General features: G+C 67.8%; 25 protein-coding genes. 10 read left to right on the forward strand and 15 right to left on the reverse strand.

Annotated elements, in window-relative coordinates:
* Nucleotides 1–193: 193 nt before the first annotated feature.
* The gene (locus tag ACX40Y_RS10980; protein WP_459119602.1) at nucleotides 194–1,438 is read right to left on the reverse strand and encodes a threonine ammonia-lyase; all 1,245 of its coding nucleotides are present in this window, start codon (nucleotides 1,436–1,438) and stop codon (nucleotides 194–196) included.
* A 59-nt stretch (nucleotides 1,439–1,497) separates the two neighbouring features.
* On the opposite strand from ACX40Y_RS10980, the gene ACX40Y_RS10985 reads away from it, so the two are divergent.
* The 4 genes from ACX40Y_RS10985 to ACX40Y_RS11000 are packed head-to-tail and all read left to right on the forward strand — an operon-like array spanning nucleotide 1,498 to nucleotide 4,617.
* Nucleotides 1,498–3,153, forward strand: a complete 1,656-nt coding sequence (locus ACX40Y_RS10985; RefSeq protein WP_459119603.1) for an amidohydrolase — start codon at nucleotides 1,498–1,500, stop codon at nucleotides 3,151–3,153.
* Between the two features lie 5 nt (nucleotides 3,154–3,158).
* Nucleotides 3,159–3,806, forward strand: a complete 648-nt coding sequence (locus ACX40Y_RS10990; protein WP_459119604.1) for an HPP family protein — start codon at nucleotides 3,159–3,161, stop codon at nucleotides 3,804–3,806.
* Nucleotides 3,807–3,854: 48 nt separating this feature from the next.
* On the forward strand, nucleotides 3,855–4,181 hold the full coding sequence (locus ACX40Y_RS10995) for a ZIP family metal transporter (RefSeq protein WP_459119605.1): 327 nt from the start codon (nucleotides 3,855–3,857) through the stop codon (nucleotides 4,179–4,181).
* Nucleotides 4,182–4,203: 22 nt separating this feature from the next.
* A complete protein-coding gene (locus ACX40Y_RS11000; protein ID WP_459119606.1) occupies nucleotides 4,204–4,617 on the forward strand; it encodes a ZIP family metal transporter in 414 nt (137 codons plus the stop codon).
* A 102-nt stretch (nucleotides 4,618–4,719) separates the two neighbouring features.
* On the opposite strand, the gene ctrA is transcribed toward ACX40Y_RS11000, so the two are convergent.
* The 3 genes from ctrA to ACX40Y_RS11015 form a co-directional block, all read right to left on the reverse strand.
* The gene (gene ctrA / locus ACX40Y_RS11005; protein WP_459119607.1) at nucleotides 4,720–5,427 is read right to left on the reverse strand and encodes a response regulator transcription factor CtrA; all 708 of its coding nucleotides are present in this window, start codon (nucleotides 5,425–5,427) and stop codon (nucleotides 4,720–4,722) included.
* Nucleotides 5,428–5,563: 136 nt separating this feature from the next.
* On the reverse strand, nucleotides 5,564–6,643 hold the full coding sequence (locus ACX40Y_RS11010; protein ID WP_459119608.1) for an AI-2E family transporter: 1,080 nt from the start codon (nucleotides 6,641–6,643) through the stop codon (nucleotides 5,564–5,566).
* A complete protein-coding gene (locus tag ACX40Y_RS11015) occupies nucleotides 6,640–7,551 on the reverse strand; it encodes a LysR family transcriptional regulator (RefSeq protein ID WP_459119609.1) in 912 nt (303 codons plus the stop codon). Before ACX40Y_RS11015 ends, ACX40Y_RS11010 begins: the two co-directional genes overlap by 4 nt.
* A 115-nt stretch (nucleotides 7,552–7,666) precedes the next feature.
* Here ACX40Y_RS11015 and ACX40Y_RS11020 point away from each other — a divergent pair, with 115 nt between their 5' ends.
* The 5 genes from ACX40Y_RS11020 (at nucleotide 7,667) to ACX40Y_RS11040 (ending at nucleotide 10,406) form a co-directional block, all read left to right on the forward strand.
* Nucleotides 7,667–8,365 (forward strand): pirin family protein, encoded by a 699-nt coding sequence (locus ACX40Y_RS11020; protein ID WP_459119610.1) that lies wholly within the window; start codon nucleotides 7,667–7,669, stop codon nucleotides 8,363–8,365.
* Between the two features lie 59 nt (nucleotides 8,366–8,424).
* Nucleotides 8,425–9,027 (forward strand): NAD(P)H:quinone oxidoreductase, encoded by a 603-nt coding sequence (wrbA, locus tag ACX40Y_RS11025; protein WP_459119611.1) that lies wholly within the window; start codon nucleotides 8,425–8,427, stop codon nucleotides 9,025–9,027.
* A 129-nt stretch (nucleotides 9,028–9,156) separates the two neighbouring features.
* Nucleotides 9,157–9,813 (forward strand): RluA family pseudouridine synthase, encoded by a 657-nt coding sequence (locus tag ACX40Y_RS11030; RefSeq protein ID WP_459119612.1) that lies wholly within the window; start codon nucleotides 9,157–9,159, stop codon nucleotides 9,811–9,813.
* Nucleotides 9,806–10,207, forward strand: coding sequence for an alternative ribosome rescue aminoacyl-tRNA hydrolase ArfB (gene arfB, locus ACX40Y_RS11035; protein WP_459119613.1), 402 nt, complete (start codon nucleotides 9,806–9,808; stop codon nucleotides 10,205–10,207). The genes ACX40Y_RS11030 and arfB overlap by 8 nt, the downstream gene beginning before the upstream one ends.
* Before the next feature lie 40 nt (nucleotides 10,208–10,247).
* Nucleotides 10,248–10,406 (forward strand): hypothetical protein, encoded by a 159-nt coding sequence (locus tag ACX40Y_RS11040; RefSeq protein ID WP_459119614.1) that lies wholly within the window; start codon nucleotides 10,248–10,250, stop codon nucleotides 10,404–10,406.
* A gap of 28 nt (nucleotides 10,407–10,434) precedes the next feature.
* Here the strand turns inward: ACX40Y_RS11040 and ACX40Y_RS11045 are convergent, their stop codons facing one another.
* Entirely contained in the window at nucleotides 10,435–10,920 is a 486-nt protein-coding gene (locus ACX40Y_RS11045; protein WP_459119615.1) for a GAF domain-containing protein, read from the reverse strand.
* A 155-nt stretch (nucleotides 10,921–11,075) separates the two neighbouring features.
* Here ACX40Y_RS11045 and ACX40Y_RS11050 point away from each other — a divergent pair, with 155 nt between their 5' ends.
* Complete coding sequence (locus ACX40Y_RS11050; RefSeq protein ID WP_459119616.1) at nucleotides 11,076–12,791, forward strand: MFS transporter; 1,716 nt, start codon at nucleotides 11,076–11,078, stop codon at nucleotides 12,789–12,791.
* Nucleotides 12,792–12,882: 91 nt separating this feature from the next.
* Here the strand turns inward: ACX40Y_RS11050 and ACX40Y_RS11055 are convergent, their stop codons facing one another.
* The 10 genes from ACX40Y_RS11055 to ACX40Y_RS11100 form a co-directional block, all read right to left on the reverse strand.
* Entirely contained in the window at nucleotides 12,883–14,997 is a 2,115-nt protein-coding gene (locus tag ACX40Y_RS11055; protein WP_459119617.1) for a phosphocholine-specific phospholipase C, read from the reverse strand.
* A gap of 92 nt (nucleotides 14,998–15,089) precedes the next feature.
* On the reverse strand, nucleotides 15,090–16,052 hold the full coding sequence (locus ACX40Y_RS11060) for a fumarylacetoacetate hydrolase family protein (protein WP_459119618.1): 963 nt from the start codon (nucleotides 16,050–16,052) through the stop codon (nucleotides 15,090–15,092).
* A gap of 11 nt (nucleotides 16,053–16,063) precedes the next feature.
* Entirely contained in the window at nucleotides 16,064–16,828 is a 765-nt protein-coding gene (locus ACX40Y_RS11065) for an SDR family NAD(P)-dependent oxidoreductase (protein ID WP_459119619.1), read from the reverse strand.
* Complete coding sequence (locus ACX40Y_RS11070) at nucleotides 16,815–17,705, reverse strand: NAD-dependent epimerase/dehydratase family protein (protein ID WP_459119620.1); 891 nt, start codon at nucleotides 17,703–17,705, stop codon at nucleotides 16,815–16,817. Before ACX40Y_RS11070 ends, ACX40Y_RS11065 begins: the two co-directional genes overlap by 14 nt.
* Before the next feature lie 2 nt (nucleotides 17,706–17,707).
* Nucleotides 17,708–18,271 carry a cupin domain-containing protein gene (locus tag ACX40Y_RS11075; protein ID WP_459119621.1) on the reverse strand — a complete coding sequence of 188 codons (564 nt, stop codon included), beginning with the start codon at nucleotides 18,269–18,271 and terminating at the stop codon, nucleotides 17,708–17,710.
* Between the two features lie 12 nt (nucleotides 18,272–18,283).
* Nucleotides 18,284–19,468 carry an MFS transporter gene (locus ACX40Y_RS11080; RefSeq protein ID WP_459119622.1) on the reverse strand — a complete coding sequence of 395 codons (1,185 nt, stop codon included), beginning with the start codon at nucleotides 19,466–19,468 and terminating at the stop codon, nucleotides 18,284–18,286.
* On the reverse strand, nucleotides 19,465–20,622 hold the full coding sequence (locus ACX40Y_RS11085) for an alpha/beta hydrolase family protein (protein ID WP_459119623.1): 1,158 nt from the start codon (nucleotides 20,620–20,622) through the stop codon (nucleotides 19,465–19,467). Before ACX40Y_RS11085 ends, ACX40Y_RS11080 begins: the two co-directional genes overlap by 4 nt.
* Before the next feature lie 4 nt (nucleotides 20,623–20,626).
* Nucleotides 20,627–21,529 carry a VOC family protein gene (locus ACX40Y_RS11090; protein ID WP_459119624.1) on the reverse strand — a complete coding sequence of 301 codons (903 nt, stop codon included), beginning with the start codon at nucleotides 21,527–21,529 and terminating at the stop codon, nucleotides 20,627–20,629.
* A gap of 18 nt (nucleotides 21,530–21,547) precedes the next feature.
* A complete protein-coding gene (locus tag ACX40Y_RS11095; RefSeq protein ID WP_459119625.1) occupies nucleotides 21,548–22,663 on the reverse strand; it encodes an FAD-dependent oxidoreductase in 1,116 nt (371 codons plus the stop codon).
* 4 nt (nucleotides 22,664–22,667) lie between these two features.
* On the reverse strand, nucleotides 22,668–23,642 hold the full coding sequence (locus ACX40Y_RS11100) for an MBL fold metallo-hydrolase (RefSeq protein ID WP_459119626.1): 975 nt from the start codon (nucleotides 23,640–23,642) through the stop codon (nucleotides 22,668–22,670).
* Between the last annotated feature and the right edge of the window lie 4 nt (nucleotides 23,643–23,646).

Below are 23,646 nucleotides of genomic sequence, written 5' to 3' on the forward strand. Positions count from 1 at the left end.
AAAGCCGCTTTACCATGAAAGAGCGTTAACGCGCGGGACACCTTTTATGCCGGTTGCGTGGTGCCGCGCGGCGCCGCCCCGCTTCCAGGGGCGGACGCCATCGTTCGCTTATTCTATCGGGCGCGAATCCGCAGGGTAATCCCCGCGCGACTCGGCTCGTCGCACGGGCGATTCGCTTGATCGACTCGCCCGGTCAGGCGAGTTCGACCATGCTCACTTCATATTGGGCGCGGCGCAGCGCGGTCATCAGCCGATCGAGATGGTTGCGGTCGCGCGTCTCGCACTCGATGTCGGTGATCAGGCCCTTGGCGGGCAGCGAGGTGAACACGCGCTGGTGATACACCTCTATGATGTTGACGCCCTGCTCGTGGAAGATCCGCGCGACATGGAACAGCGCGCCGGGGCGATCCTGAAGCCGGATCCGCAGCCGCGCGAGCCGCCCCGAGCGGGCAAGGTCGCGCAGCAGCACGTTGGCCAGCAGCCGCGTGTCGATATTGCCGCCGCACAGGATCGTGCCCACGGTCTTGCCCTTGAACCGTTCGGGCTCGGACAGCAGCGCCGCAAGCCCCGCCGCACCAGCGCCTTCGACCACGGTCTTCTCGATCTGGAGCAACAGGCTGACCGCTTCCTCCAGCCGCCGTTCGCCGACCAGCACGATATCGTCGACCAGCGATTCCACGATCCGGCCGGTCACCTCGCCCGGATATTTGACGGCGATTCCCTCGGCCAGCGTATCGCCCGCGCACGGCATCTCGGTGTGATGGACGCGATTGTACATCGACGGATACAGCTCCGCCTGCACGCCGATCACGTCCACCGGCCGCGCCTGCGCACGCGCCACCACCGCGGCGCCCGAGATCAACCCACCGCCGCCGATCGGCACCACCAGCGTGTCGATCGCCGGCACGTCCTCCAGCATTTCGAGCGTCGCGGTGCCCTGTCCCGCGATCACGCGCGGATCGTCGAACGGATGGATGAAGGTATAGCCCTTCTCCGCCTCCAGCTCGCGCGAATGGGCATAGGCGGCGTCGAACGTCTCGCCGTGCAGCACCACGGTGGCGCCATGCCCTTCGGTCTGCGTCACCTTCACGATGGGCGTGTTCTTCGGCATCACGATCGTGCTGGGGATGCCCAGCCGCGTCGCATGATAGGCCAGGCCCTGCGCGTGATTGCCGGCGGAGGCGGCGATGACGCCCTTGGCGCGCGCCGCCGCATCGAGTTGCAGCAGCGTGTTGAGCGCGCCGCGTTCCTTATAAGCGGCCGTGAACTGGAGATTCTCGAACTTCAGGTACACGTTCGCGCCGGTCAGCTGCGAAAGCGTGCGACTGTGCAGCGTCGGCGTGCGCACCACCGCGCCCGAAATTCGCTCCGCCGCCGCGCGGACATCGGCGATGGAAACGGGGAGCGAAGCGGGTGCGGATGCTGCTTTGGTAGCCATGATGTCGCCGGCCTAGACCATCTGGCGCGCGGGGGGAACAGGCCCTATGCCCTGCCACCATGTTCACGCGCCTCAAGCGGCTTTTCGCCGCCACAGCCCTGCTGCTCGCTCCGGCCGCGCAGGCCGATGGAATCATTGATAATGTCAATGGCATCACGCTCGACGCCAGCGGCGTGGTGGTGCGTTTCGAGGCGTTGCAGATCGATCCGTACGGCAAGGTCGTCGCGCTGATCGGCAAGGGAAAGAAGCGGCCGAAACGGCCGGTGTGGCGGATCGACATGAAGGGCGCGACCCTCGTCCCCGGCATGATCGACGCGCACGGCCATTTCATGGGCCTGGGCTTCCAGCAGCTTCAGCTCGACCTTTCGGCGACCACCAGCCTCGACGGCGCGCTGGCCCGCATCCGCGACTATGCCGCAGGCAGCCCCGCCAAGTGGATCCTGGGCCGCGGCTGGAACCAAGAGGCTTGGCAGCTCGGCCGATTCCCCACCGCCGCAGACCTCGATCGCGCGGTGAACGACCGGCCGGTGTGGCTGGAACGGGTCGACGGCCATGCCGGCTGGGCCAACAGCCGCGCGCTCGAATTGGCCGGCATCACCGCCGCGACCAAGGACCCCGCCGGCGGCCGGATCGAACGCGATGCGAGCGGCCGCCCGACCGGCGTGCTCGTCGATTCCGCCACCGAACTGGTGGCAAAGGTAGTGCCGCAGCCCACCCCGCGCGAGCGCAACGCGGCGTTCCTGGCGGCACAGGAAAAGCTGCTGTCGTTCGGCATCACCGCCACCGCCGATATGGGCACGACGATCGACGATTGGGAAACGATGCGCGGCATGGCCGATATCGGCCAGTTGCGCGTGCGGATCATGAGCTACGCCCACGGGGTCGAGACCGCGCTGCGCGTCGCCGGCGCCGGACCCACGCCGTGGCTCTACAATGATCGGCTGCGCATGGGCGGCATCAAGCTCTATGCCGATGGCGCACTCGGATCGCGCGGGGCGTGGCTGAAGGCGGATTATGCCGATGCGCCCGGCAACAAGGGGCTCGGCTTCCTCTCCGACGACCAGTTGCTCAACCTGATGGCGCGCGGCGCGATGGACGATTTCCAGCTCGCCGTCCACGCGATCGGCGACCGTGCCAACCAGCAGGTGCTCGACGCGATCGAAATCCTGTCGGACACCTACAAGGGCGATCGCCGCTGGCGGATCGAGCATGCCCAGATCATCGATCCGAAGGATCTGCCGCGCTTCGGCAAGTTCGGCACGATCGCGTCGATGCAGCCGGTGCACCAGACGAGCGACCGGACGATGGCCCAGGCGCGGCTGGGGTCGGATCGGCTGGCCGGCGCCTATGCCTGGCGCACGATGCTGAAGGACGGCGCCCACATCGCCTTCGGTTCCGACTATCCGGTCGAGAGCCCCGATCCCTGGGCGGGCTGGGCCGCCGCAGTGACGCGTCAGGACGCGCAGGGCAACCCGCCCGGCGGCTGGCGACCGGAAGAGACGCTGACGCGCGAACAGGCATGGGCCGGCTTCACCATCGGCGCCGCCTATGCGGGCTTTGCGGAGGACAAGTTCGGGCGGCTGGCACCGGGTCTCTGGGCCGATTTCCTGATCCTCGACCGCGACCCGCTGACCGCTTCCCCCGCCGAATTGCGCGGCGCGAAGGTGATCGAGACCTGGGTCGGCGGGCAACGGGCCTGGATGGCGAAGAAGTAGCGGGCATGTTCCGACTGCGAATGGCCGGCGCGCAATGGCGCGACCGGATCGTCGCCGCGCTGGGCGGTGCGATCGGCATCGCCCTGACCGGGTGGCTTTCCGCGAAGATCGGGCCCGATGGCGCGTCGACCATCCTGCTCGTCGCGCCGATCGGCGCGTCGGCGGTGCTGGTGTTCGCAGTGCCATCCAGTCCGCTCGCCCAGCCGTGGCGGGTGATCGGCGGCAATGTCGTTTCCGCCCTGGTCGGCACGCTGGTGGCACAGTGGCTGGGGCATGATGCGCTGGCGGCGGGTGTCGCCGTCGGGCTGGCGATCGCGGCGATGTCGCTCACGGGCAGCCTGCATCCGCCCGGTGGCGGGAGTGCGCTGTTGCCGGTGCTGGCGCCGGCGGTTCTTGCCCAGGGCTATGGCTATGCGCTGTTTCCCGTCGGCCTCAACGCCGTGCTGCTGACGGCGTGCGGATGGGCCGTGCATCGCCTGAACGGGCACAGCTATCCCCACCGCATCACGGCCGCACCACCGGCGCCGTACCTGATGCCCGAAGACATCGACGCTGCGCTGGCCGAGGCTGGCGACAGCTTCGACATCAGCCGCGACGACCTGGTGGCTCTGTTCGCCCGCGCGGCCCAGCACGGGGCAGCCCGGCGCGGCTAGGCTGGATCGATCGTCGCCCTGTCCAGTTACCAGACAGGGAGGTTCGAAATGCCACGTGCCATTGAAGCCGGCCTATGGGGATTGCTGGGCGGGTCGGCGCTGCTCGTCGGCGCGATCATCGCCTACACCGTCCATCTGCCGCAGCGCGTGGTGGCGGCGGTGATGGCGATCGGCGCCGGCGTCTTGATCTCGGCGGTCGCGTTCGAGCTGATGGACGAAGCCTATGCGCGCGGCGGCTTCGATTCGACCGCGCTGGGGTTTTTGGGCGGGGCCGTGATCTACACGATCGCCAATGTCGCCGTGTCCCGCGCCGGGGGGGCGTCATCGCAAGCGATCGGGATCGAACCCGAAGGAGCGCCAGTCATCGGCCGATGAGGATTCAGGATCGGCGATTGCCGTGGGCGCCCTGCTCGACGGGGTTCCCGAATCGGTGGTCATCGGCGTGAGCCTGCTGCACGGCCCGGGCGTCAGCCTGGTGACGGTGGCGGCGGTGTTCCTCTCGAACGTTCCGGAGGGGCTGTCGAGCGTCGCCGGCATGAAGAAGGCGGGGCGCAGCGCCCCCTATATCTTCCGCGTCTGGGGCGCCATCGCCATCGCCTCGGCCATCGCCGCCGCCCTGGGCTATATCGCCCTGGCCGATGCCGGGCCGGACGTGGTCGCGGCAACGACGGCGGTCGCGGCCGGCGCGATCCTTGCGATGCTAGTCGACACCATGATCCCCGAGGCGACCGAGACGACGCACGAATTTTCCGGGCTGATCGCCGTCACCGGCTTCCTCATCGCCTTCGTGCTCAGCAAGCTCGGCGGCTGACACACACGCTGGGCGGCTCGACGGCACCCGCCCGGCAAACAAAAAGGCCGCGGTCGCGCGGTGGCGACAGCGGCCTTGCCCCTGCGTGATGTCAGGAAAGAATCAGGCGACCTGGGTATCCACCTGGCCGGCTTCGTCCGGTTCGCGCAGCACATAGCCGCGGCCCCAGACGGTCTCGATGTAGTTTTCGCCCTCGCAGGCCATGCTCAGCTTCTTGCGCAGCTTGCAGATGAACACGTCGATGATCTTGAGTTCCGGCTCGTCCATCCCGCCATAGAGATGGTTGAGGAACATCTCCTTGGTCAGCGTCGTGCCCTTGCGGAGCGAGAGCAGCTCCAGCATCGCATATTCCTTGCCGGTCAGATGCACGCGGGCGCCGTCGACCTCGACGGTCTTGGCGTCCAGGTTCACCGCCAGCTTGCCGGTGCGGATCACCGACTGCGAATGGCCCTTGGAGCGGCGCACCACGGCGTGGATGCGCGCGATCAGCTCCTCGCGGTGGAACGGCTTGGTAACGTAATCGTCGGCGCCGAAGCCGAACGAGCGCACCTTCGAATCCATCTCGTTGATGCCGGAGAGGATCAGCACCGGGGTCTGCACCCGCGCGGTCCGCACCTTCTTCAGCACGTCATAGCCGTGCATGTCCGGCAGGTTCAGGTCGAGCAGGATGATGTCGTAGTCATACAGCTTGGCGAGGTCCAAGCCCTCTTCGCCCAGGTCCGTCGTATAGACGTTGAAGCCCTCGGTAGAGAGCATCAATTCTATCGCCTTCGCTGTGCTAGGTTCATCTTCGATCAGCAGCACACGCATCGCTGGTTTCCCCTGTCGGCACCACGCGAAGGGGCCCCGGTGCCCGCCGCGCTGGACGATTCATTAACCTAAGCGTGTCTGAAGGCAAAAGGTTAATTTCCCGCTAAGCCCCAGGAATCCACGAGTCGTAGGGAATCTACAAGGGGTCGGGGCCGAAACGGTCGCGATCTTCGGCCGGATCGGCGGAACTGCGCGGGATCGGCTCACCCAGAACCTCACGCAGATAAAGGCTGCGGATCAGCGTAAATATCACGACGAGCAGCGCCGCCGAGAAGAAAAGTCCGAACAAGCCGAACACGAATCCGATTCCGATGATCGCAAACAGCGTGACGGCAGGCGGAATCGCGATCACGCGACTCTGCACGAACGGCGTGATGAAGTTGGTCTGGAACAGCCGGACGGCGGCGAAGGTGACCAGGCAGCCGACCAGCGTGCCCGGCCCCGCCGTCGCCGCCAGGCCCAGCGCCGGCAGCATCGCCGCCGTCGGCCCGACATAGGGGATGAACTCGCTGAGCCCCGCGAGCAGCCCCAGCGCGGCGGGCGACGGCACGCCCGCGATCCACAGGCCGAGCGCCACCAGAACGCCCATGCTGGTCATCAGCAGGATCTGAGCGCGCAGCCAGAGCCGCAGCGTATGGCCGACATCGTCGAGCGCATCCGCCGCCATGTCGCGCTTGAGCGGCGGCACAAGCGACAACAATCCCCGTCGATAGACGCCGGGATCGGCCGCGATGAACAGCGCGCCGACCAGCAGCAGGATCGCGTTGAGCAGCAGTTCGCCCGATCCGAGCGCGAGGCCGCTCGCATCCTGCGCCACGCGCGAACCGGCAAAGGCCGCCTCCGCCGCGTCGTACAGCTTGGCGGTCACCGGGCTGCCCGCCGCCCAGCGTTGCAGCCGCGTGATCAGGCCCGGCAGCGATTCGAGCAGCGCTTCGATCTGCGGGCCGAACTGGACGGCGAACAGCCAGATCAGGAACGCGATTCCCGCGAGCACCGACAGCATCGCCGCCGGAATGCTCAACCGGTTCGCCAGCCCCCATTCGCGATAACGATCGACCACCGATCGGATCGCGATCGCGCCGAGCACCGATCCGAAAACGAGGATCAACAGGTCCGATGCCCGGTACAGCGCCACGACGACGGCGCCGACCACCAGCAGGATCAGCACGCGCCGCACGAAGCGGGCGTCGGCGGGATCGGGATCGAGGCGCTTCACCCCTCCCGAACGCAGAGACTGCGCAACCGCTCCGTCAGGAACTCGATCAGGGTTTCGACGCGCGCCGGGCGCCGCGTGCTGGGCGGCGTCAGCAGGTGCAGCGCCGTCGCGCCGCCGAACCAGTCGTCGAGCACCACTTCCAGACGCCCGGCGGCAATATCCTCCTCGACGATGAACCCGGGCAGGCGCGCGATCCCGATGCCCGCCCTTAGCGCCGGGAGCATCGCCTCGCCATTGTCGGTGCGCAGCGGTCCGTCGATCCGAACCGCCGCCTCCTCCCCACCCGCCTTGCGAAAGCGCCACACGCCCGGCATCGCCATGTTGGTGTAGATAAAGCAGGCATGGCGCGAGAGATCGGCCGGATGCTTTGGCCTGCCCGCGCGATCGAAATAGGCCGGCGCGCCGACGACATGGATGCCCACCGGGCCGAGCCGCCGGGCGCGAAGCGAACTATCGGGCAGTTCGGCGATGCGCAGGGCGATGTCGATCCCCTCGCCCACGATGTCGATCATCGCGTCGGAAAGTGTCAAATCGACCAAGATGCCTGGATGCAGCGCCATGAAATCGGCCAGAAGCGGCGCGAGGTGGTGCGTCCCGAACGTGAGCGGCGCAGCGAGTCGGACCAGCCCGGCCGGGGCGGTGGCCGATTCGAATGCCGCCTCTTCGGCGGCCTGCCCCTCACCCAGGATGCGCTGGGCATGATCCGCGAGCGTCCGGCCGCTTTCGGTAAGCGTCAGCCGCCGCGACGTGCGGTGGAACAGGCTGGTGCCCAGCCGCTCCTCCAGCCGCGTGATCGCCTTTGACACCGTCGCCTTGGACACGCCGAGCGCAGCGGCGGCGGCGCTGAACGAGCGATGCTCGACGACGCTGGCGAACACCGCCCAGGCCTCGAAATCCGGTAGCTTCACGCGCGCCTCCCTACTGCGACGCCACAACTTATCACGAAACGATCAGTTTCCAACGTTTCCATTTACGCGATGATCCGATCGCCTATCTGTGCTGCAGACAAACAGGAGGTCAGCAATGATCGACAAACGCAGTTTCGAAAGCCTTGGCCATGCCGATCATGGCTGGCTGAAGGCGCGGCACCATTTCAGCTTCGCCAATTACTATGATCCGGCCCGGATGGGCTGGGGCGCGCTGCGCGTGTGGAATGACGACGAAATCGCCTCGAACTCGGGGTTCCCGCCGCATCCGCACCAGGACATGGAGATCATCACCTATGTCCGCTCGGGCGCGATCACCCATCAGGATTCGATGGGCAACACCGGCCGTACCGAGGCCGGCGACGTCCAGGTGATGAGCGCCGGCAGCGGCGTGCGCCACGCCGAATATAATCTGGAGCCGGAAACGACGCGGATCTTCCAGATCTGGATCAGCCCGCGGGAACGCGGCGGCCAGCCCAGCTGGGGCGCCAAGCCCTTTCCCAAGGGCGATCGTTCCGGCCGCTTCGTCACGCTCGCTTCGGGTTTCGCGGAGGATAGCGACGCGCTGCCGATACGCGCCGATGCCCGCGTGCTCGGCGCAACGATCAAGGCCGGCGAACAGCTGACCCATAGCATCGGTGAGGGGCGGCACGCCTATCTTGTACCCGCGTCTGGCTCGATCACCCTCAATGGTGATCGCATCGACGCCCGTGACGGGGCAGCCTTGTCGGGCGGCCAGACCGTGACGATCGCCGCGATCGAAGACGCCGAAATCGTCCTCGTCGACGCCGACTGACTCATTCTCCGGGAGGGGCGGCAGGCCCGCCCCTCCTTCTCGCCACAAGGACCATCGCCATGACCAAGATCCTCGTTCTCTATTATTCCTCCTATGGCCATCTCGCGAAGATGGCCGATGCCGTCGCCGAAGGTGCGCGCGAGGCCGGCGCGACCGTCGACGTCCGCCGCGTCGCCGAAACGGCGCCGTTCGAGGTCGCCAAGGCGGCGGGCTTCGTCGTCGACGAAAGCCACCCGGTGCTCGACGACGTCACCCAGCTCGCCCAGTATGACGGCATCATCGTCGGCTCGCCCACGCGCTTCGGCCGGATGGCCAGCCAGATGGCCGCGTTCTGGGACAAGGCCGGCGGCGTGTGGTTCCAGGGCCAGCTTAACGGCAAGGTCGGCGCCGCCTTCACCTCCACCGCGTCGCAGCATGGCGGCCAGGAAACGACGCTGTTCTCGATCCTCACCAACCTGCTGCATTTCGGCATGACGATCGTCGGGCTCGACTATGGTTTCCAGGGCCAGGCGGGCGTCGATGAAGTCAAGGGCGGCACCCCCTATGGCGCGTCGACCATCGCCGATGGCGACGGCAGCCGCCAGCCGAGCGCGGTCGAGCTCGAAGGCGCGCGCTACCAGGGCCGCCGCGTCGCCCAGACCGCGGCCAAGCTGAAGGGCTGATCCCCTGCCCCCAGGCGCGCGGCTCGCTTCCCCCGACGATGCCGCCCGCCCGACGGCCGGTGCCACGCGGCACTGGCCGTTGCATCATCGGGACTCGCGCGCGGCGCGCCACGCTGTATAGCGGCGGGCATGCTCAAGGATCGGGTACTCTTCATCGACGGCGAAGCGATCGTGATCGACAAGCCGGCAGGCCTGCCGGTAGACCGACCACGCGACAGCGCCGAGAGCCTGGAGGATCTGCTGGGCACGCTGACCTTCGGGTTCCAGCGCCTGCCCAAGCCGGCGCACCGGCTCGATCGCGATACCAGCGGCTGCCTGCTGCTCGCGCGCAATCCCAAGGCATTGAAGCGGTTCGGCCAGGCGTTCGAGGCGGGCCAAGTGACCAAACGCTATCTCGCCGTGGTCGAAGGCGTGCCCGAGGCGGAAGGCGGCATGATCGATCTGCCGCTCGGCAAGATTTCGTCGCGCGAACATGGCTGGCGAATGCGCGGCGATCCCGCTGGCAAGGCTGCGCGTACGCGATGGGAACGGATCGAGGTTATCGGCCAGCGCGCGCTGATCGGCTTCTATCCCGAAACCGGGCGCACGCATCAGATTCGCATCCATGCCGCGGAGGGGCTGGGTATCCCGATCGTCGGCGATCCGGTCTATGGCGCCGGCGGCCCGGCGATGATGCTCCACGCGCTCGGTCTGACGATCGGACGCGAGGGCAAGCCCCACATCGAGGCGGAGGCGCCGCTGCCGCCGCGCTTCCATCATATCGGCTTCGGGCGTCCGCGTGACTGAGATTCCCGACGCGGCGATCGTCGAGGAACGCTTCCTCGCGGCGACCGGGCCGGGCGGGCAGAACGTCAACAAGGTGGCGACCGCAGTCCAGTTGCGGGTCAACGTCTTCGCGCTCGGCCTGCCGCCCTATGCCTATGCGCGGCTGAAGGAACTTGCCGGCACCCGCCTCACCGCCGGCGGCGAACTGCTCATCACCGCGCGCCGCTTTCGCACGCAGGAGGCGAACCGCACCGACGCGCGCGAACGGCTGGCCGAACTGGTGGCGCAGGCAAATGTCCGGCAGGCGAAACGCATCAAGACCAAGCCGGGCAAGGCGGCAAAGGCGCGCCGCGTCGATGCCAAAAAGGGCCGATCTGTCATCAAGGCCGGGCGCGGCAAGGTGCAGCTCGATTGAGCCGCACGCCTCGCGAGACGAACGATATCAGGGAAAAGCAATGATCTGGGTGCCGATCATCTTTGGAACGTTCAAGGTCGTCGTGTTCGGCACCGGCATGTTCTTCGCCATCAAATGGCATTACGATCAGGGCAAGAAGAAAAGGCAGGCCGAGGCGCAGGCAAGGCGCGCGGAGCACCCGGCCGAGGGCAGCGACTGACGGCGACTGCCCCGTCCCCCGGGCGGCCTTATCCGGCGATGCGCGGCGCCAGAATGCGCATCAGCGCTTCGCAACCGGCGGCGTCGCCGGCATCGAACCGGGCGGGCAGCGGGCTGTCGAGATCGAGCACGCCCAGCAATTCGCCCTGGTGGACGATCGGGACGACCAGTTCCGATCGGCTGTCGGCATCGCAGGCGATATGGCCGGGAAAGGCATGGACGTCGGCCACCAGCTGCGTGGTGCGCGTTTCCGCCGCCGTGCCGCACACGCCCTTGCCGAACGGGATGCGGATGCACGCTGCCTTGCCCTGGAACGGCCCGAGCACCAGTTCGCCCGCGACATTGCGATAGAAGCCTGCCCAGTTGAGATCGGGCAGATACTGGCCGAGCAATGCGGCGGCGTTCGCCATGTTGGCGATCACGTCGGGCTCGCCGGCGGTGAGTGCATCGAGCGCGGCGGCCAGATCGCGATAGGCGTCGGCCTTCGATTCGGCGTTGATATCGAAACTATACATGCCCGCGCCTCTAATCGCTTCCGCGCGCGAGGACGAGGGGGAACGATCGTCCTCGCTCGTGCCGAACGCGGCTAGGCAAGCGCGTCCGGGCTTGCCACTATCGCCCAAAGAAGACGGCGCACGCAAAACCGGTGCGCGGCAAAGGGAGAGAGAATTTGACGGCAACCGCGCCCCAGGCAGAGCCGAGGCACCACGAGCCGAGCCGCAGCGAGAAACTGGTCATCACCGCCAGTTCGCTGGGCACCGTGTTCGAATGGTATGATTTCTATCTCTACGGCCTGTTGACCTCGATCATCGCGGCGAAATTCCTCACCGGGCTCAATGCCACCACCTCGTTCATCATGGCGCTGCTGGTCTTCGCGGCCGGCTTCATCGTGCGGCCGTTCGGCGCGCTGGTGTTCGGCCGGATCGGGGATCTGTTCGGGCGGCGATACACCTTTATCATCACGTTGATTGTCATGGGCCTGTCGACCTTCCTCGTCGGGTGTCTGCCGACCTATGAGAGCGTGGGCGTCGCGGCGCCGATCATGCTGGTGGTGCTGCGCATGTTCCAGGGGCTCGCGCTCGGCGGCGAATATGGCGGCGCGGCGACCTATGTCGCCGAGCATGCGCCGAACAACAAGCGCGGTTTCTACACCAGCTGGATCCAGATCACCGCGACGGGCGGGCTGGCGATGGCGCTGCTGATCGTCATCGCGGTGCGCTCGCCCGTCACCGGCGTCGGCGAGGCTGCGTTTCGCGACTGGGGCTGGCGCATCCCCTATCTGCTCTCCGGTCTGTTCCTCGTCATCGGGCTGTGGCTGCGGCTGAAGCTCCACGAATCACCCGTGTTCAACAAGATGAAGGCAGAGGGCACCGCATCGAAAGCGCCGATCACCGATGCATTCGGCCAGTGGGCGAACCTCAAGATCGTGTTCATCGCCTTTTTCGGCGCGATCGCCGGCCAGGCGGTGATCTGGTATACCGGCCAGCTCTACGCGCTCTATTTCCTCGAAAAGATGCTCAAGGTCGATGGGCTGACCGCCAACACGCTCGCGATCACGGCGCTGCTGCTCGGCACCCCCTTCTTCCTCGTGTTCGGCTGGCTGTCGGACAAGATCGGGCGCAAGCCGATCATCATGGCGGGCTGTGCGCTCGCCGCGCTGACGCTGTTCCCCACCTTCCACGCGCTCACCAGCGCCGCCAACCCGGCGCTGGCGCGGGCGCTCGCCGCCTCGCCGATCACCGTCACCGCCGATCCGGCCGAATGTTCGTCGCAGTTCGATCCGGTGGGGCAGAACAAGTTCGACTCATCGAGCTGCGACATCGTCAAGAACGCGCTCGCCAAGGCGGGGGTCAATTACGAGAACGCGGCCGCCGCCCCCGGTGCCACCGCCTCGGTGACAATCGGCGGACAGACCTTTGCGGCGCCCGATCCCGCCGGGCTGTCGGCGGACGCGCGAGCGGCAGCGATCGCCGCCTTCACCGCCCGGATCGTCGGCGCACCCGCCAAGGGCGACCAGCCGGCGGTGACGGGCGAACTCGCGCGCGTCGGCTATCCCCCCAAGGCCGATCCGGCGGCGATCAACACGCCGCTGGTCATCGCGCTGCTGTTCTACCTCGTCCTGCTGGTGACGATGGTCTATGGCCCGATCGCGGCGATGCTGGTCGAGCTGTTCCCCAGCCGCATCCGCTACACGTCGATGTCGCTGCCCTATCATGTCGGCAATGGCTGGCTGGGCGGACTGCTTCCGGCGATCGGGTTCGCGATGGTGGCATCGAACGGCAACATCTATCACGGCTTCTGGTATCCGGTGGCGGTGGCAGCCGCGACCTTCGTGATCGGGCTGCTGTTCCTGCCCGAAACCTATCGCCGGAACGTCGACGCATGACGCAAGGGCCGGCCGGCTGACGGCAGCGGGCGCCCAAGGCATTGACCGAGCGACGGCGCTGCCTTGGCCTCGCGGCCGCGAGGCCGCGATGTCAGACGGTCAGCGCCCCTGCCCCGCCGGCCGCCGGGTCGGAGAAGGATGGCTGACCATCCTCGACATGCCCCGCCAGGCGCCATGACTGCCCCTCGGTGACGAGCTCGACATCGTACCAGCCGTGACTGTCGGCAAGATCAAGCTCGAGCGGTCGGCTGCTGCCCGGCGCCATCTCGAAGCGGCGATCGGGTTGTCCATAGGCGCAATCGCCGAGCCGGATCGTCATGGCCGTCGCAGCGACGTTGGTGATGGTCAGCACCGGGCGGCCGGCGACGACATCGAACCGCACGGCGAAGCGGTCCGGCGCGCCGCGCAGCCGGCGGTGAAAGCCGTTGGGGCCGACGACGAACAGGTCGCGCGCGCCCGCCTGCCCCGGCAACCTCGCTTCGAGCTGCTTGCCGGGCTCGACCGTGTAGCGCGCGGGCGGGCCATCGAGCCGATCGACATCATAGACGTGGAACACCGCCGCGCGCGTGGTGCCGGCATTGGCAAAGATCATCGTCGGCGTACCGGCATCGTGCGCGAGCCGGACGTCGAGCCGATAGGGCGTCGGACGCCGGCGTCGGACGCCCGCCTCCTGCACCGGCGCGGCCAGCGCGCCCGGCACCGGCGGCGCGACCTCGTGGAGCGCGGCGGCCCGTTCGGACAGGGCCCGCGTCGGCGGCAGCGCGTCGCGGAAATCGGCGCGATCGGGACTGGCGAAGTCGAAGCAGCTCGTCAGATCGCCGCAGACCGCCCGGCGCCACGCGCTGATATTGGGCTCGTGCACCCCGAAGCGCGCCTCGAGGAAGCGGATCACGCTGGTATGATCGAACACCTCCGACGCGACATAGCCCCCCTTGCTCCACGGCGAGAGGACATACATCGGCACGCGCGGCCCGAGCCCATAGGGGCGGCCGAGATAGGCGGCATCCTCGGCGCCTTGCGAGACCATGTGATATTCGTCGTCGGCGGAAACGGTGGTCCCGCCCGCCAGCCCCTCGGCGTGCGAGGTCGTGCGGGCGGGGGGTGCCGGGGCCGGCACATGATCGAACAGCCCGTCATTCTCGTCGAAATTGACGAGGAAGACGGTGCGCGCCCAGACCTCGGGATTGGCGGTCAGCGCATCGAGGATGCCGGCGATGTAATCGGCACCCTGGAGCGGGGTAGAGGCGCTGGGATGTTCGGTGGTTTCGGCCGGGCCGATGATCCACGACACCGCCGGCAGCCGCCCATTCTTCGCGTCCTCCACGAACTGCGCGACCGGACAGGTCTTGACGCTGCGCCGGCCCAGCACGGCGAGCGAGCCCGGTTCGCCGTCCGCATCCGCCGCCCGTGCCGCCTGGCGATAGCGGGCAAAGCCGACCAGCGGGTTGTCGGTGAAGTTGTCGTCCATGTCCTGATAGAGCTGAAAGTCGATCCCCGCCGCCATCAGTCGTTCGGGATAGGTCGTCCAGGCATAGCCGCCATGCCCGCGCGGATCGGCGGCAAGCGTGTCATAGCCATTGTCGATCGCCGGCCCGCCGCGCCGGCCGAGCGGATCGTGCGTGCCCGACCACAGGTAAAGACGGTTGGGATTGGTGCTCAGGTGCAGTGCGCAGTGATAGGCGTCGCAGATGGTGAACGCCTCCGCCAGCGCGAACTGGAAGGGCAGATCGTCGCGGGTGAAATGCGCCATCGCGTGGTTGTGCTTGTGGCGCGGCCATTCGCCCATCCGCCCATTGTCCCACGCGGCCTGGCTGTCGGTGAAGCCATGCGGTGTGCCCAGCGGCCGGTACAGGCGGAAATCGGTGGCGGTATCGAGCCGGAACGGCGCGAGCAGCGCGGGCGTGGCGCCGTCATGCTCGTTCGGCTGGACCAGTACGGTGCGGCGGGGCGCTCCCGGAAGCGGCGGCGCTGGCACGGCAAAGCGGTCACCAAAGCCGTGGACGCCGCGCATCGTCCCGAAATAATGGTCGAAAGCGCGGTTCTCCTGCGTCAGGATGACGACATGGGCGACATCCGCGATCGTGCCCGAACGACGATCCGCAGGGATCGCGAGCGCGCGTGCAATCGACGGATGAATTGTCGTGGCGCCGCCAGCGGCCGCCATCATCGTCCGGATGAAGCTGCGTCGATCCTGCGTCGTGGCCATGGCGTCCCTCGTCGGTTGTCGCAGGCGCGTTAGGGTCGCGGAATGACACGCCCGTGACGAGGCACCGATCGGGCGCAGCGCCCGGCCGGCGCTCAGCCGGTGACGGCCACCCGCTGATCGATGCTGCCGAAAAAGGCGGCATCATCGCCCACTCCCATCCACACGCGATCGCCATCGCCAAGAAACGCGGTCCGGAATTCGCCATGCGCGATCTTTTCGATTGCGCGGCGTTCGGAAATGCAGGTCGACCCGACCACCGCATGATCGACATTGGATACCGTGCCCGATCCGATGATCGTGCCGGCGGGCAGGCTGCGCGTGCGGGCGGCATGGGCGATCAGTTCGTGAAAGCCATAGGCCATTGCCTCGCCGTTCGGATTGCCGAACCAGGCGCCGTTGACCTCCACCTTGAGCGGCAGGCAGACCCGGCCGTTGCGCCAGCCCTCGCCCAGTTCGTCGGGCGTCACCGCGAACGGCGCGACGCTGCACGCGGGCTTGGCCTGAACCCAGCCAAAGCCGGTCTTCATTTCGATCGGCGCGATCGTGCGGAGCGACCAGTCGTTGATGAGCAGCACCAGCCGGACATGCGCCAGCGCGTCTTCGGCGCGGCAGCCCATCGGCACGGGGCCGGTGACGACGCCGAACTCGCCTTCGAAATCGATGCCGTCGGCGGCCGAAGGAAACGGCACGTCCTGGCCGGGCGCCAGGAACTGGTGGCTCATCCCCTGGTACATCAGCGGCACATCGGTTTCGATAGGCGGCAGATTGAACGCCTGCTGCATCAGATCGCCGTGATTGGGAAAGGCCGAGCCGTCGAGCCATTGCCAGGTGCGCGGCAGCGGCGCGCGCAGCGTGGCCGGGTCCAGCGGGTCGCCCTCGCCTGCCGCCAGGCACGCGGCGGCGGCGTGCATTGCCGGCAGCGCATTGTCCCAATCCTCGAGCGCGCCGAGCAGGTTGGGCCAGGCGCTGCCGGCCGCAAGGCACCGGCTGGAATCCACCGAAACCAGGATCAGTTCGCCATCGGCCGTGCCGTTGTCGCGGGTTGCAATGCGCATGAAGTCGGTTCCTAATTGCCGTCTGAAACAAGGGTGCCGCCATCGACGACGATGGTCTGGCCGGTGGTGAAGCCGCCCGCATCGCTGGCGAGGTAGAGCGCAGTGGCGGCGACTTCCTCGACCCGACCGATGCGGCGGAGCGGCGTCAGCCCGAGCCGGCGTTGGGCCGCCTGTGGGTTGGCGAGGATCGCGTCCGCCCAGGCTGTGTCGATCAGGCCGGGGGCGACCGCGTTGGCGCGGACGCCGTGTGGCCCCCACTCGACCGCGAGGTTGCGGGCCAGTTGCGATACGGCGGCCTTGGTAATGCCATAAGCGCCCAGCCGGGCATTGCCACGCGCACCGGCGATGCTGGAGAGCAGCACGATGCTGCCGCGTCCGCGTTCGGCCATGCGCGGGGCGACGAGGCCGGTCAGGTGCATCGGATGGTCGAGATTGATCCGGCGGAGCGCGTCCCAGTCGGCAGGCGCAAGCGCGTGCATCGGCCCGGCGGGACCGGCAATGCCGGCGTTGCAGAGAAGGACGTCGATCCCCCCGGTCTCGCGCTCGGCCATCTCGGCAAGCCGGGCCAGCGCGGCGGGATCGGCGACGTCGGTGGGCAGCGACAGGCCTCCAAGCTCGCTCGCGAGTGCATCGCAGGCAGCGGCATCGCGATCGGCCAGCACCAGCCGCGCGCCCGCCGCCGCGAACAGGCGTGCGCAAGCGAGGCCGATGCCGCTGGCCGGTCCGGTGATCAGCGCAGTGCGGCCCGCGAGGCGGAACAGGTCAGAGATCGCCAAGCACCGTCTCCACCAGTTCAGGGATGTCGGTCTCGGCCGCGAAGCCCAGCGCGTCGGCGCGTTCGGTCTTCAGCGCCGGATAGCTGCCAAAGGTGCGCCGAAGGCCGGCGTCTTCGGCATGGGTGATGGCGGCTGCGGGAAAGCGATCGGCAAGGGCCGCGACGAGATCGCCCATCCGCACCCGCAGTGCAGGAAGGGTGAGCGGATCACGCTCGGTCATCTCTCCCAGAAGCGCGGCAGCAAGATTTGCGGCGCAGGCGCGCACCGAGCAGACCCAGCTGGTCGCATCGGGCGCGACGGGGACGGCGTAGGCGCGCCCCTCGCGCGCGGCGTGAAAGACATCGCTCAGAAAGGCGGAACCGAAACCGCCCGCCGCGGCCGGACGCGCGACGATGCCCGGCAGGCGCAGCACCGCGCCACCGACCGCCCCGCGCCGCACGGCATCGGCAAAGGCGAGTTCGACCATGCGCTTGTGCGTGCCATAGACGCTGTCGGGCGTCGGGACGGTCGTATCGTCCACCGGTCCCGCAGGTGCCGCGCCGAACACCGCGATCGAACCGGCAAGGATCAGCCGCCGACCCGTCATCGCCTCGATCAGGCGGAGCGGGACGTCGAGATTGACCGCGCGCGAGGCGGCCGGATCACGCTCCGCAGCGCCACCGGGCAGCGCGGCCAGGTGCAGCAGCGCATCGCAACCCTGCGTGGCGGCGGCAAGCACCGCCGGATCGGTCAAGTCACCGGCCAGCCGCCGTTCCGGGCCATCCTCCGCAAAGGCGCGGTCGGCCAGTAGCAGCTCGGCGGCCGCGCCCGTTTCGCGCAGCCGCCGCACGACCGCCCGGCCGACAAAGCCGTCCGCGCCGGTGATCGTCAGCCGCATGGTCAGCGCTTCAGGCTGGCTTCAAATTCGCCGTCGATCAGGATGAAGGCGATGCGGCAATTCTTGTCCGAGCGGTTCGACCAGCCGTGATTGGTGCCGCGCTGGATGACGATGTCGCCGGCGCGCACGGTGGTTTCGCCTTCGTCCATGATGAGCACGAGTTCGCCTTCGAGGACGATGCCATAGTCGATCGTCTCGGTGCGGTGCATCAGCGCATGGCGCGAGCCCTCGCCATGTGCCGAGGCGTCGCCGGCGCCGATTTCGGCGAAGTGCGCGCGCGCCTCTTCGGGCGTCATCGTGCGGATGCCGTCGCCTTCGGGGGGAATGTCGAGCACGCGGATGCGGGTGCCGTTCTTCGGCGGGGCGAGGACGATGCCATCTTCCTGCGGCTCGCCCGAAGCGGCATCAATCGGGGCGGGTGTCGCCTGGGTGTTCCACACTTCGTGGAACATCGGGCCGATGGCGCCGCCGACGCGCTGGACGCGCGGCACGGCGCCGTCTTCCTGGATGATCGCACGACCCTGGGCATCATGGCCGGTGACGACGCGGCGGACGGGCTTTTCCATGTTCTGGTTCCTTCAAGCGGGATTTGGGGTGGCGGACCGCGTGCCGGCAACGAGCGCGGCAAGCGCGCCGGCGAGCGCCAGCCCGGTGTAGAGGAGAAGCGTCTGCGACAGGCCACCGGTGACGGGCACCAGCAGCGTGGTGATCAGCGGCGCGGCGAACTGGCCGAGGAAGAAAGCCCCCGTCCAGGCGCCGGTGCCCGAACCGCGCGCGGCGGCGGGCAGGCGGCGCATCACCCAGGCGAGCATGTTAGGTAGCATCAGGCCGCTGCCGACACAGGCGAGGATGGCGAAGCCGGTGATCGCGCCCAAGCCTGGCGCCAGCGCCGCCCCGGCATAGCCGGCGGCCACCAGCGCCAGCCCGGCCGCCAGAAGCCGCGGCCCGGCATGGGCCTTGACCCGGCCGAACAGGATGCTGCCGATCGCCACGCCCAGATTGGTGCCGGCCGCCGCCAGCCCGATCAGGCCCGGCGAGGTGACGCCGCTGCGTTCGATGATCGGCCCGACCTGGACGATGATCGTGTAGAACAGCACGCCGACCGCAATGGTGATGAGCAGCACCGGCAGGATTGCGCCCAGCGGCAGGCGCGCCTTCGCCTGTCGGCTGGCACTGCGATGGACCGGCTCGAACAACATGGCCGCCACCGCCGCTGCGATCGGCAGGGCGACGACATAGAGCAGGAACGGCCCGCGCGCGCCCAGCGCCTCGCCCAGCGCGCCGCCGATCGCGACCAGCGCAATTGCGCTGACGCTGACCGCCGCCATCTGGGTGGCGATCCAGCGCTCGCGTCGCGGCCCCTCGAAATAGTCGCCGAGCATCGCCGTTGAGACGGTCATGATCGCGGCTTCGGCCAGCCCCAGCACCACGCGCGAGGCAAGAATGGCGTAGAGATTGGCAAGCAGCAGCGGCAGCGCGCCGACGACGCCGTAGAGGATCAGCGCCGCGATCAGCACGGGCTTGCGCCCGCGCCGATCGGAAAGCGCACCTGCCACCGGCGAGAACAGCGCGATGCACAGCGCCGGCACGGTCAGCGCCACCGGCACCAGCACCGCCGATCCCGGCACGGCGGCGAATTCCCGCAGCAGCAGCGGCAGCACCGGCACCAGCGCGACGATGCCCATGGTGGGCATGATCGCGGTGAGGATCAGCATGATCGCGTGCCGGGTGGACGCGACCTGCGTTCCTGCTGCCCCGCTCATGCGGTGTGTCCGTCCAGCGTTTCGGCGAACCAGTCGGCGATATAGTCGCGGCCGTAGGACATGTTGTCCGCGCCGACATGCTCCACGCCGCCCTCGCGCTTGGTGAAGATCTTCAGCTCGCGCTTGGGACTGTTGACCAGCTGGTCATAGCAGTCATGCGCGTACTGGACGCTGATCTGGCGATCCTCGGCGCCGTGCGTGACGAGGAAGGGAACCTTCACGCCGCCCATATGGCCGTTGAGGTTCATGTCGGCGCATTTGACGAAGAAATCGTCCATGTCGCTGGCGCCGAACGCCCACATCACATGGGCCCAGTAATGCGGAACCGGATTCTCGCCCTCGCGGTTGAGCCGCTTCTGCTGCACCTCGGCCCAATTATGGTTGGCGCCCCAGCAGGCGCCCGAGGCGAAGCGGGGTTCGTAGGCGACCGCGCGTGGGGCGAAGTGCCCGCCCAGCGAAATGCCGGTCATGCCGATCCGCTTCGGATCGACGTCCGCCTGCTGTTCCAGCCAGTCGACCGCCTTGGATGCCCAGTTCTCCGAATGCGGATCGGCCGGCAGGTTCTGCAGCCGCAGCGCCTCGCCCGATCCGGGCTGGTCGACGCATAGGGTGGAGATGCCGCGCCGCGCCAGCGCTTCGGGCAGGCGGGACCAGTAGAGCAGCTCCTTGCAGCTATCGAGGCCGTTGCAATAGACGACGACGGGCTTGGGGCCTTCGCCGGGTGCGCGGGTGTAGAGCGCGGGCATGGTGCCGGTGGCGAGGGGGATTTCCACGCGCTCGCGGTTGATCTTGCCGAGCGCGGTCGACTTGTCGAACGCGGCGCGCGCCTTGGCGTAGGTTTCCTTGCGGCCGGGATGGCCGTGACCCTGCATGCGCTCGCCGGTAAACATGTAGAGCGCGGCGCGCTCCAGCTTGTTCGAGGCGGAGATGGCGCGGCCCCGTGCCTCGTCCTCGGCGGCAAGCTCGATCAGCTTTTCGGCCATCGCGACCCACTGCGCCATGAACTGCGGCGTGCCGGCATCGGCGCCCGAGGCCGCGGCGTCCTTGATCGGCTGGCACATGTCAACCAGCTCGCCAATCTGGCCCCCGCTCTCCATCGCGATCGCGACGGAGAGGTTCCAGATGTAATTGGGGAAATATTCGAACAGCGCCATCGGATCAGGCCTCCACCGCCGTGAACAGGCCGGGGTTCGGCGCGGGATGCGGCAGCGTCTGCGGACCGCCGGTGCCGATGCCCCACTGGTCCATGACCATCGGCGCGGGGGCGCGGACCTGGGCCTGATGGTGCTCGAAATCCACTTCCTCCAGCTCGGCGGTATATTCGGTGACGAAGCCGCTGGGCGTGACGAAATAGCTGAAGGTGTTGTTGCCGGCGGTGTGGCGGCCCGGGCCCCAGCCGATGTTCACGTCGTTCAGCTTCAGCCGGTGCGCGCCGCGCATCATGCCGTCAATCCCTTCCATGTCATAGGCGACATGGTTGAGGCAGGCCGGCCCCGGCAGCAGGGCGATGCGGTGGTGCGCCGAATTGCAGCGCAGGAAGCACATGAAGTCGCCCAGCCAGTCACTGACTCGGAAGCCCAGCACCTCGGTGAAGAACTTCACGGCCGCCTGATGGTCGGGCGAGTGCAGCACGATATGGCTGATCTTCACCGGCACCCCGTCCCAGCGTTCGATCTCGCGGCGCTGGCCGCGGGCGACGTCGCTGGAGATTTCGAACATCAGGCCGTCCGGCGAGAAGAAGCGGAAGCCATAGCCGCCGCCGGGGCTGGTCAGCGCGGCCGGCTCGCGCACGATCTGGCAGCCGGCGTCTGCCACCTTGGCCCGCAGCGCGTCGACATCGGCGCGGCTGTCGGCCGACAGTGCGATCACGTCGATGCGGTTTTCCTCGGCCTTGCGGAGGCGAACGACCTGGTGCTCGTCATGCCCCTGGGCCTTGAACCAAGCCATGCCGTCGTCGCTCGGCACCGGCTCCAGGCCCCAGATTTCTTCGTAATATTTCTTCTCGGCGTCGAAGTCGGTCACGCCGTAGCCGACATAGCGGATTTCGGTCACGCGGCTCATAACAGGTTCCTCGGTTACTCAGATGGGTTGGGCGGTCACGGCGAACATTTCCGCGGTGGCCTTGGCGTTATCGACGGGCGGCGCCTTGCCGAGCTGGCCGTAGCAAATCGCCAGGCTTTCCCGGACGATATAGGCGCAGCGATCGAAGCGGCGAGCGCGATAGGCGGTGAAGGCGTCCTCGACCGCGTCGTGGCGGGTAAGCTCCTCGGCCAGCACGATGCTGTCCTCGATCGCCATGCCGGCGCCCTGGCCCAGATGCGGGGTTGTGGCGTGGACCGCATCGCCCAGCAGGACCACACGGCCCTTGTGCCACGGCCCTTCGACCAGCATGCCTTCGAGCGGGCGATAGACGACGCCGTCGTCATCGGTGATCTGTTCAGCGAGCTCGCGGATCGCCGGGGCGCAATTGGCAAGCTTGCCACGCATCGCCGCGGCCAGACCCTCGCGCGGGTAACGGGGATTATCGGGCTCCGGCGTGGTGACATACATGTACATCAGCGCGTCGCTGATCGGCACGAAGCCGACACCTGTGGGCCCGTTATAGGCGTGGAGCGCATCGAGATCGGGCCAGCGCGGGAAGTTGTAGCGCCACACCGCCTGGCCGGTGAATTGCGGCGTCTCCGAATCGGGAAGCAGCGTGGCGCGCGTCTGCGAATAGACGCCGTCTGCGCCGATCACGATGTCGTAAATGCCAGCCGTGCCGTCGGAGAAGGTAACGGCAACCTGTTCACCGTCATCGACGATGCTTTCGGCGGTGATCCCCAGCCGCACCTCGGCTCCGAGCGCGATGGTGCGGTCGCCCAGCACCTTGTGCAGCGCCGGACGGCCGATCCCCATGTTCGCCGGATAGCCTTCGAGCAGGCGCGGCGCCGGCACACGGGCGACCTTCACACCGTCGGGCCGATAGATTTCGACGGCGTCGAACCCGACGCCTGCGCTGATATAGTCGTCGAGCAGGCCCAGCGTGGCCATCGCGCGGAGCACATTCGCCTGCTGGATGATCCCGACGCCATAGACCGACCAGCTGGGATCGCGCTCGATCACCTCGACGGGAAAGCCTTTTTGCCGAAGCGCGATGGCAGCGGTGAGCCCGCCGATGCCACCGCCGATAACCAGGGTTTTCAGGGATTGCATGGGATTAGAACCGTTCCAGATCATGGGCGGCGGTGACCCGCCCGGAGAAGGACTGATGGATTTCCGCGATCGCGCGATCGATCGCCGCCTGATCGGCGCGGGCGATCACCAGATGGGTGAGCACCACCTGCTTGACCCCCATCGCCTTGGCCATTTCGCCCACCTGCTGCGGCGTCAGGTGATGGCGGGTGAGGTGTTCGCGCATCGCTTCGCGCTGCCCGGCCGGCATGTCCGGTTGAAGCCGGCCGATCGCCGCCATCGTCGCGGGCACGTCGATCATCTCGCTCACCAGCATGTCGGCCCCGCGGCCGAGCTGCTCGACCGCCGGGCTCGGCCCGGTATCGCCGGTGTAGACGATCGATTTGCCCGGCAGATCGAACCGGTAGGTCAGCGACTGATAATGTAGATCATCCGCCGAACCGGGTGCGAAGCTGTAATGGCTGTTCTTGGCGGCGAGCAAGGTGAAGCCGCCGGTCGCCACCTTCCCGCCGTCGGCGATCTCGGTCACCATGACGGTGCTCGCCGGATCGATCACCGGCGCACCCGGCAGGCCATAGCCCGCCGCCGCCGCAGGCTTCATCGACGCGACGAGGCCGTCGACGAGCTGCCGGGTGCCAGGCGGACCGTAGATGTGCAGCGGCCCCGGCGCATAGGTCTGGTAACGCAGCCCCAGCAACGCCGCGAGCCCGCCGGTATGATCGAAGTGCAGATGGCTGAGGAACACCGCCTTTACCTGCGACGCCTGAAGGCCGGCCTTGGCGAGTTGCTCAACCGCACCGTCGCCGACATCGACGAGATAGACGTCACGCCCGATGACCAGCGCATTGGCCGGCTGCGATCGGGAAGGCTCCGGCACCGGACCGCCCATCGTCCCCAGCGTGATCCAGCTGGGCGTTTCGGGCGATTGCGCCCGGGCCGGGGCCGAACCCGCTGCCATCAGCAGCAGGCCGGTCAGCAACGCGCGGTTGATCGACACCATTCCC

This window comes from Sphingomonas sp. RS6, assembly GCF_054489705.1.

Bases quoted from the DNA above. Each gene is read 5' to 3' on its own strand.
- ACX40Y_RS11030 (WP_459119612.1), top strand. From the start codon at position 9,157: ATGCTCAAGGATCGGGTACTCTTCATCGACGGCGAAGCGATCGTGATC.
- ACX40Y_RS11060 (WP_459119618.1), bottom strand. From the start codon at position 16,052: ATGCGCATTGCAACCCGCGACAACGGCACGGCCGATGGCGAACTGATC.
- ACX40Y_RS11045 (WP_459119615.1), bottom strand. From the start codon at position 10,920: ATGTATAGTTTCGATATCAACGCCGAATCGAAGGCCGACGCCTATCGC.
- ACX40Y_RS11070 (WP_459119620.1), bottom strand. From the start codon at position 17,705: ATGCGGCTGACGATCACCGGCGCGGACGGCTTTGTCGGCCGGGCGGTC.
- wrbA (WP_459119611.1), top strand. From the start codon at position 8,425: ATGACCAAGATCCTCGTTCTCTATTATTCCTCCTATGGCCATCTCGCG.
- ctrA (WP_459119607.1), bottom strand. From the start codon at position 5,427: ATGCGTGTGCTGCTGATCGAAGATGAACCTAGCACAGCGAAGGCGATA.
- ACX40Y_RS11075 (WP_459119621.1), bottom strand. From the start codon at position 18,271: ATGGAAAAGCCCGTCCGCCGCGTCGTCACCGGCCATGATGCCCAGGGT.
- ACX40Y_RS11090 (WP_459119624.1), bottom strand. From the start codon at position 21,529: ATGAGCCGCGTGACCGAAATCCGCTATGTCGGCTACGGCGTGACCGAC.
- ACX40Y_RS11040 (WP_459119614.1), top strand. From the start codon at position 10,248: ATGATCTGGGTGCCGATCATCTTTGGAACGTTCAAGGTCGTCGTGTTC.
- ACX40Y_RS10990 (WP_459119604.1), top strand. From the start codon at position 3,159: ATGTTCCGACTGCGAATGGCCGGCGCGCAATGGCGCGACCGGATCGTC.
- ACX40Y_RS10980 (WP_459119602.1), bottom strand. From the start codon at position 1,438: ATGGCTACCAAAGCAGCATCCGCACCCGCTTCGCTCCCCGTTTCCATC.
- ACX40Y_RS11055 (WP_459119617.1), bottom strand. From the start codon at position 14,997: ATGGCCACGACGCAGGATCGACGCAGCTTCATCCGGACGATGATGGCG.
- ACX40Y_RS10995 (WP_459119605.1), top strand. From the start codon at position 3,855: ATGCCACGTGCCATTGAAGCCGGCCTATGGGGATTGCTGGGCGGGTCG.
- ACX40Y_RS11100 (WP_459119626.1), bottom strand. From the start codon at position 23,642: ATGGTGTCGATCAACCGCGCGTTGCTGACCGGCCTGCTGCTGATGGCA.
- ACX40Y_RS11085 (WP_459119623.1), bottom strand. From the start codon at position 20,622: ATGGCGCTGTTCGAATATTTCCCCAATTACATCTGGAACCTCTCCGTC.
- ACX40Y_RS11095 (WP_459119625.1), bottom strand. From the start codon at position 22,663: ATGCAATCCCTGAAAACCCTGGTTATCGGCGGTGGCATCGGCGGGCTC.
- ACX40Y_RS11080 (WP_459119622.1), bottom strand. From the start codon at position 19,468: ATGAGCGGGGCAGCAGGAACGCAGGTCGCGTCCACCCGGCACGCGATC.
- ACX40Y_RS10985 (WP_459119603.1), top strand. From the start codon at position 1,498: ATGTTCACGCGCCTCAAGCGGCTTTTCGCCGCCACAGCCCTGCTGCTC.
- ACX40Y_RS11020 (WP_459119610.1), top strand. From the start codon at position 7,667: ATGATCGACAAACGCAGTTTCGAAAGCCTTGGCCATGCCGATCATGGC.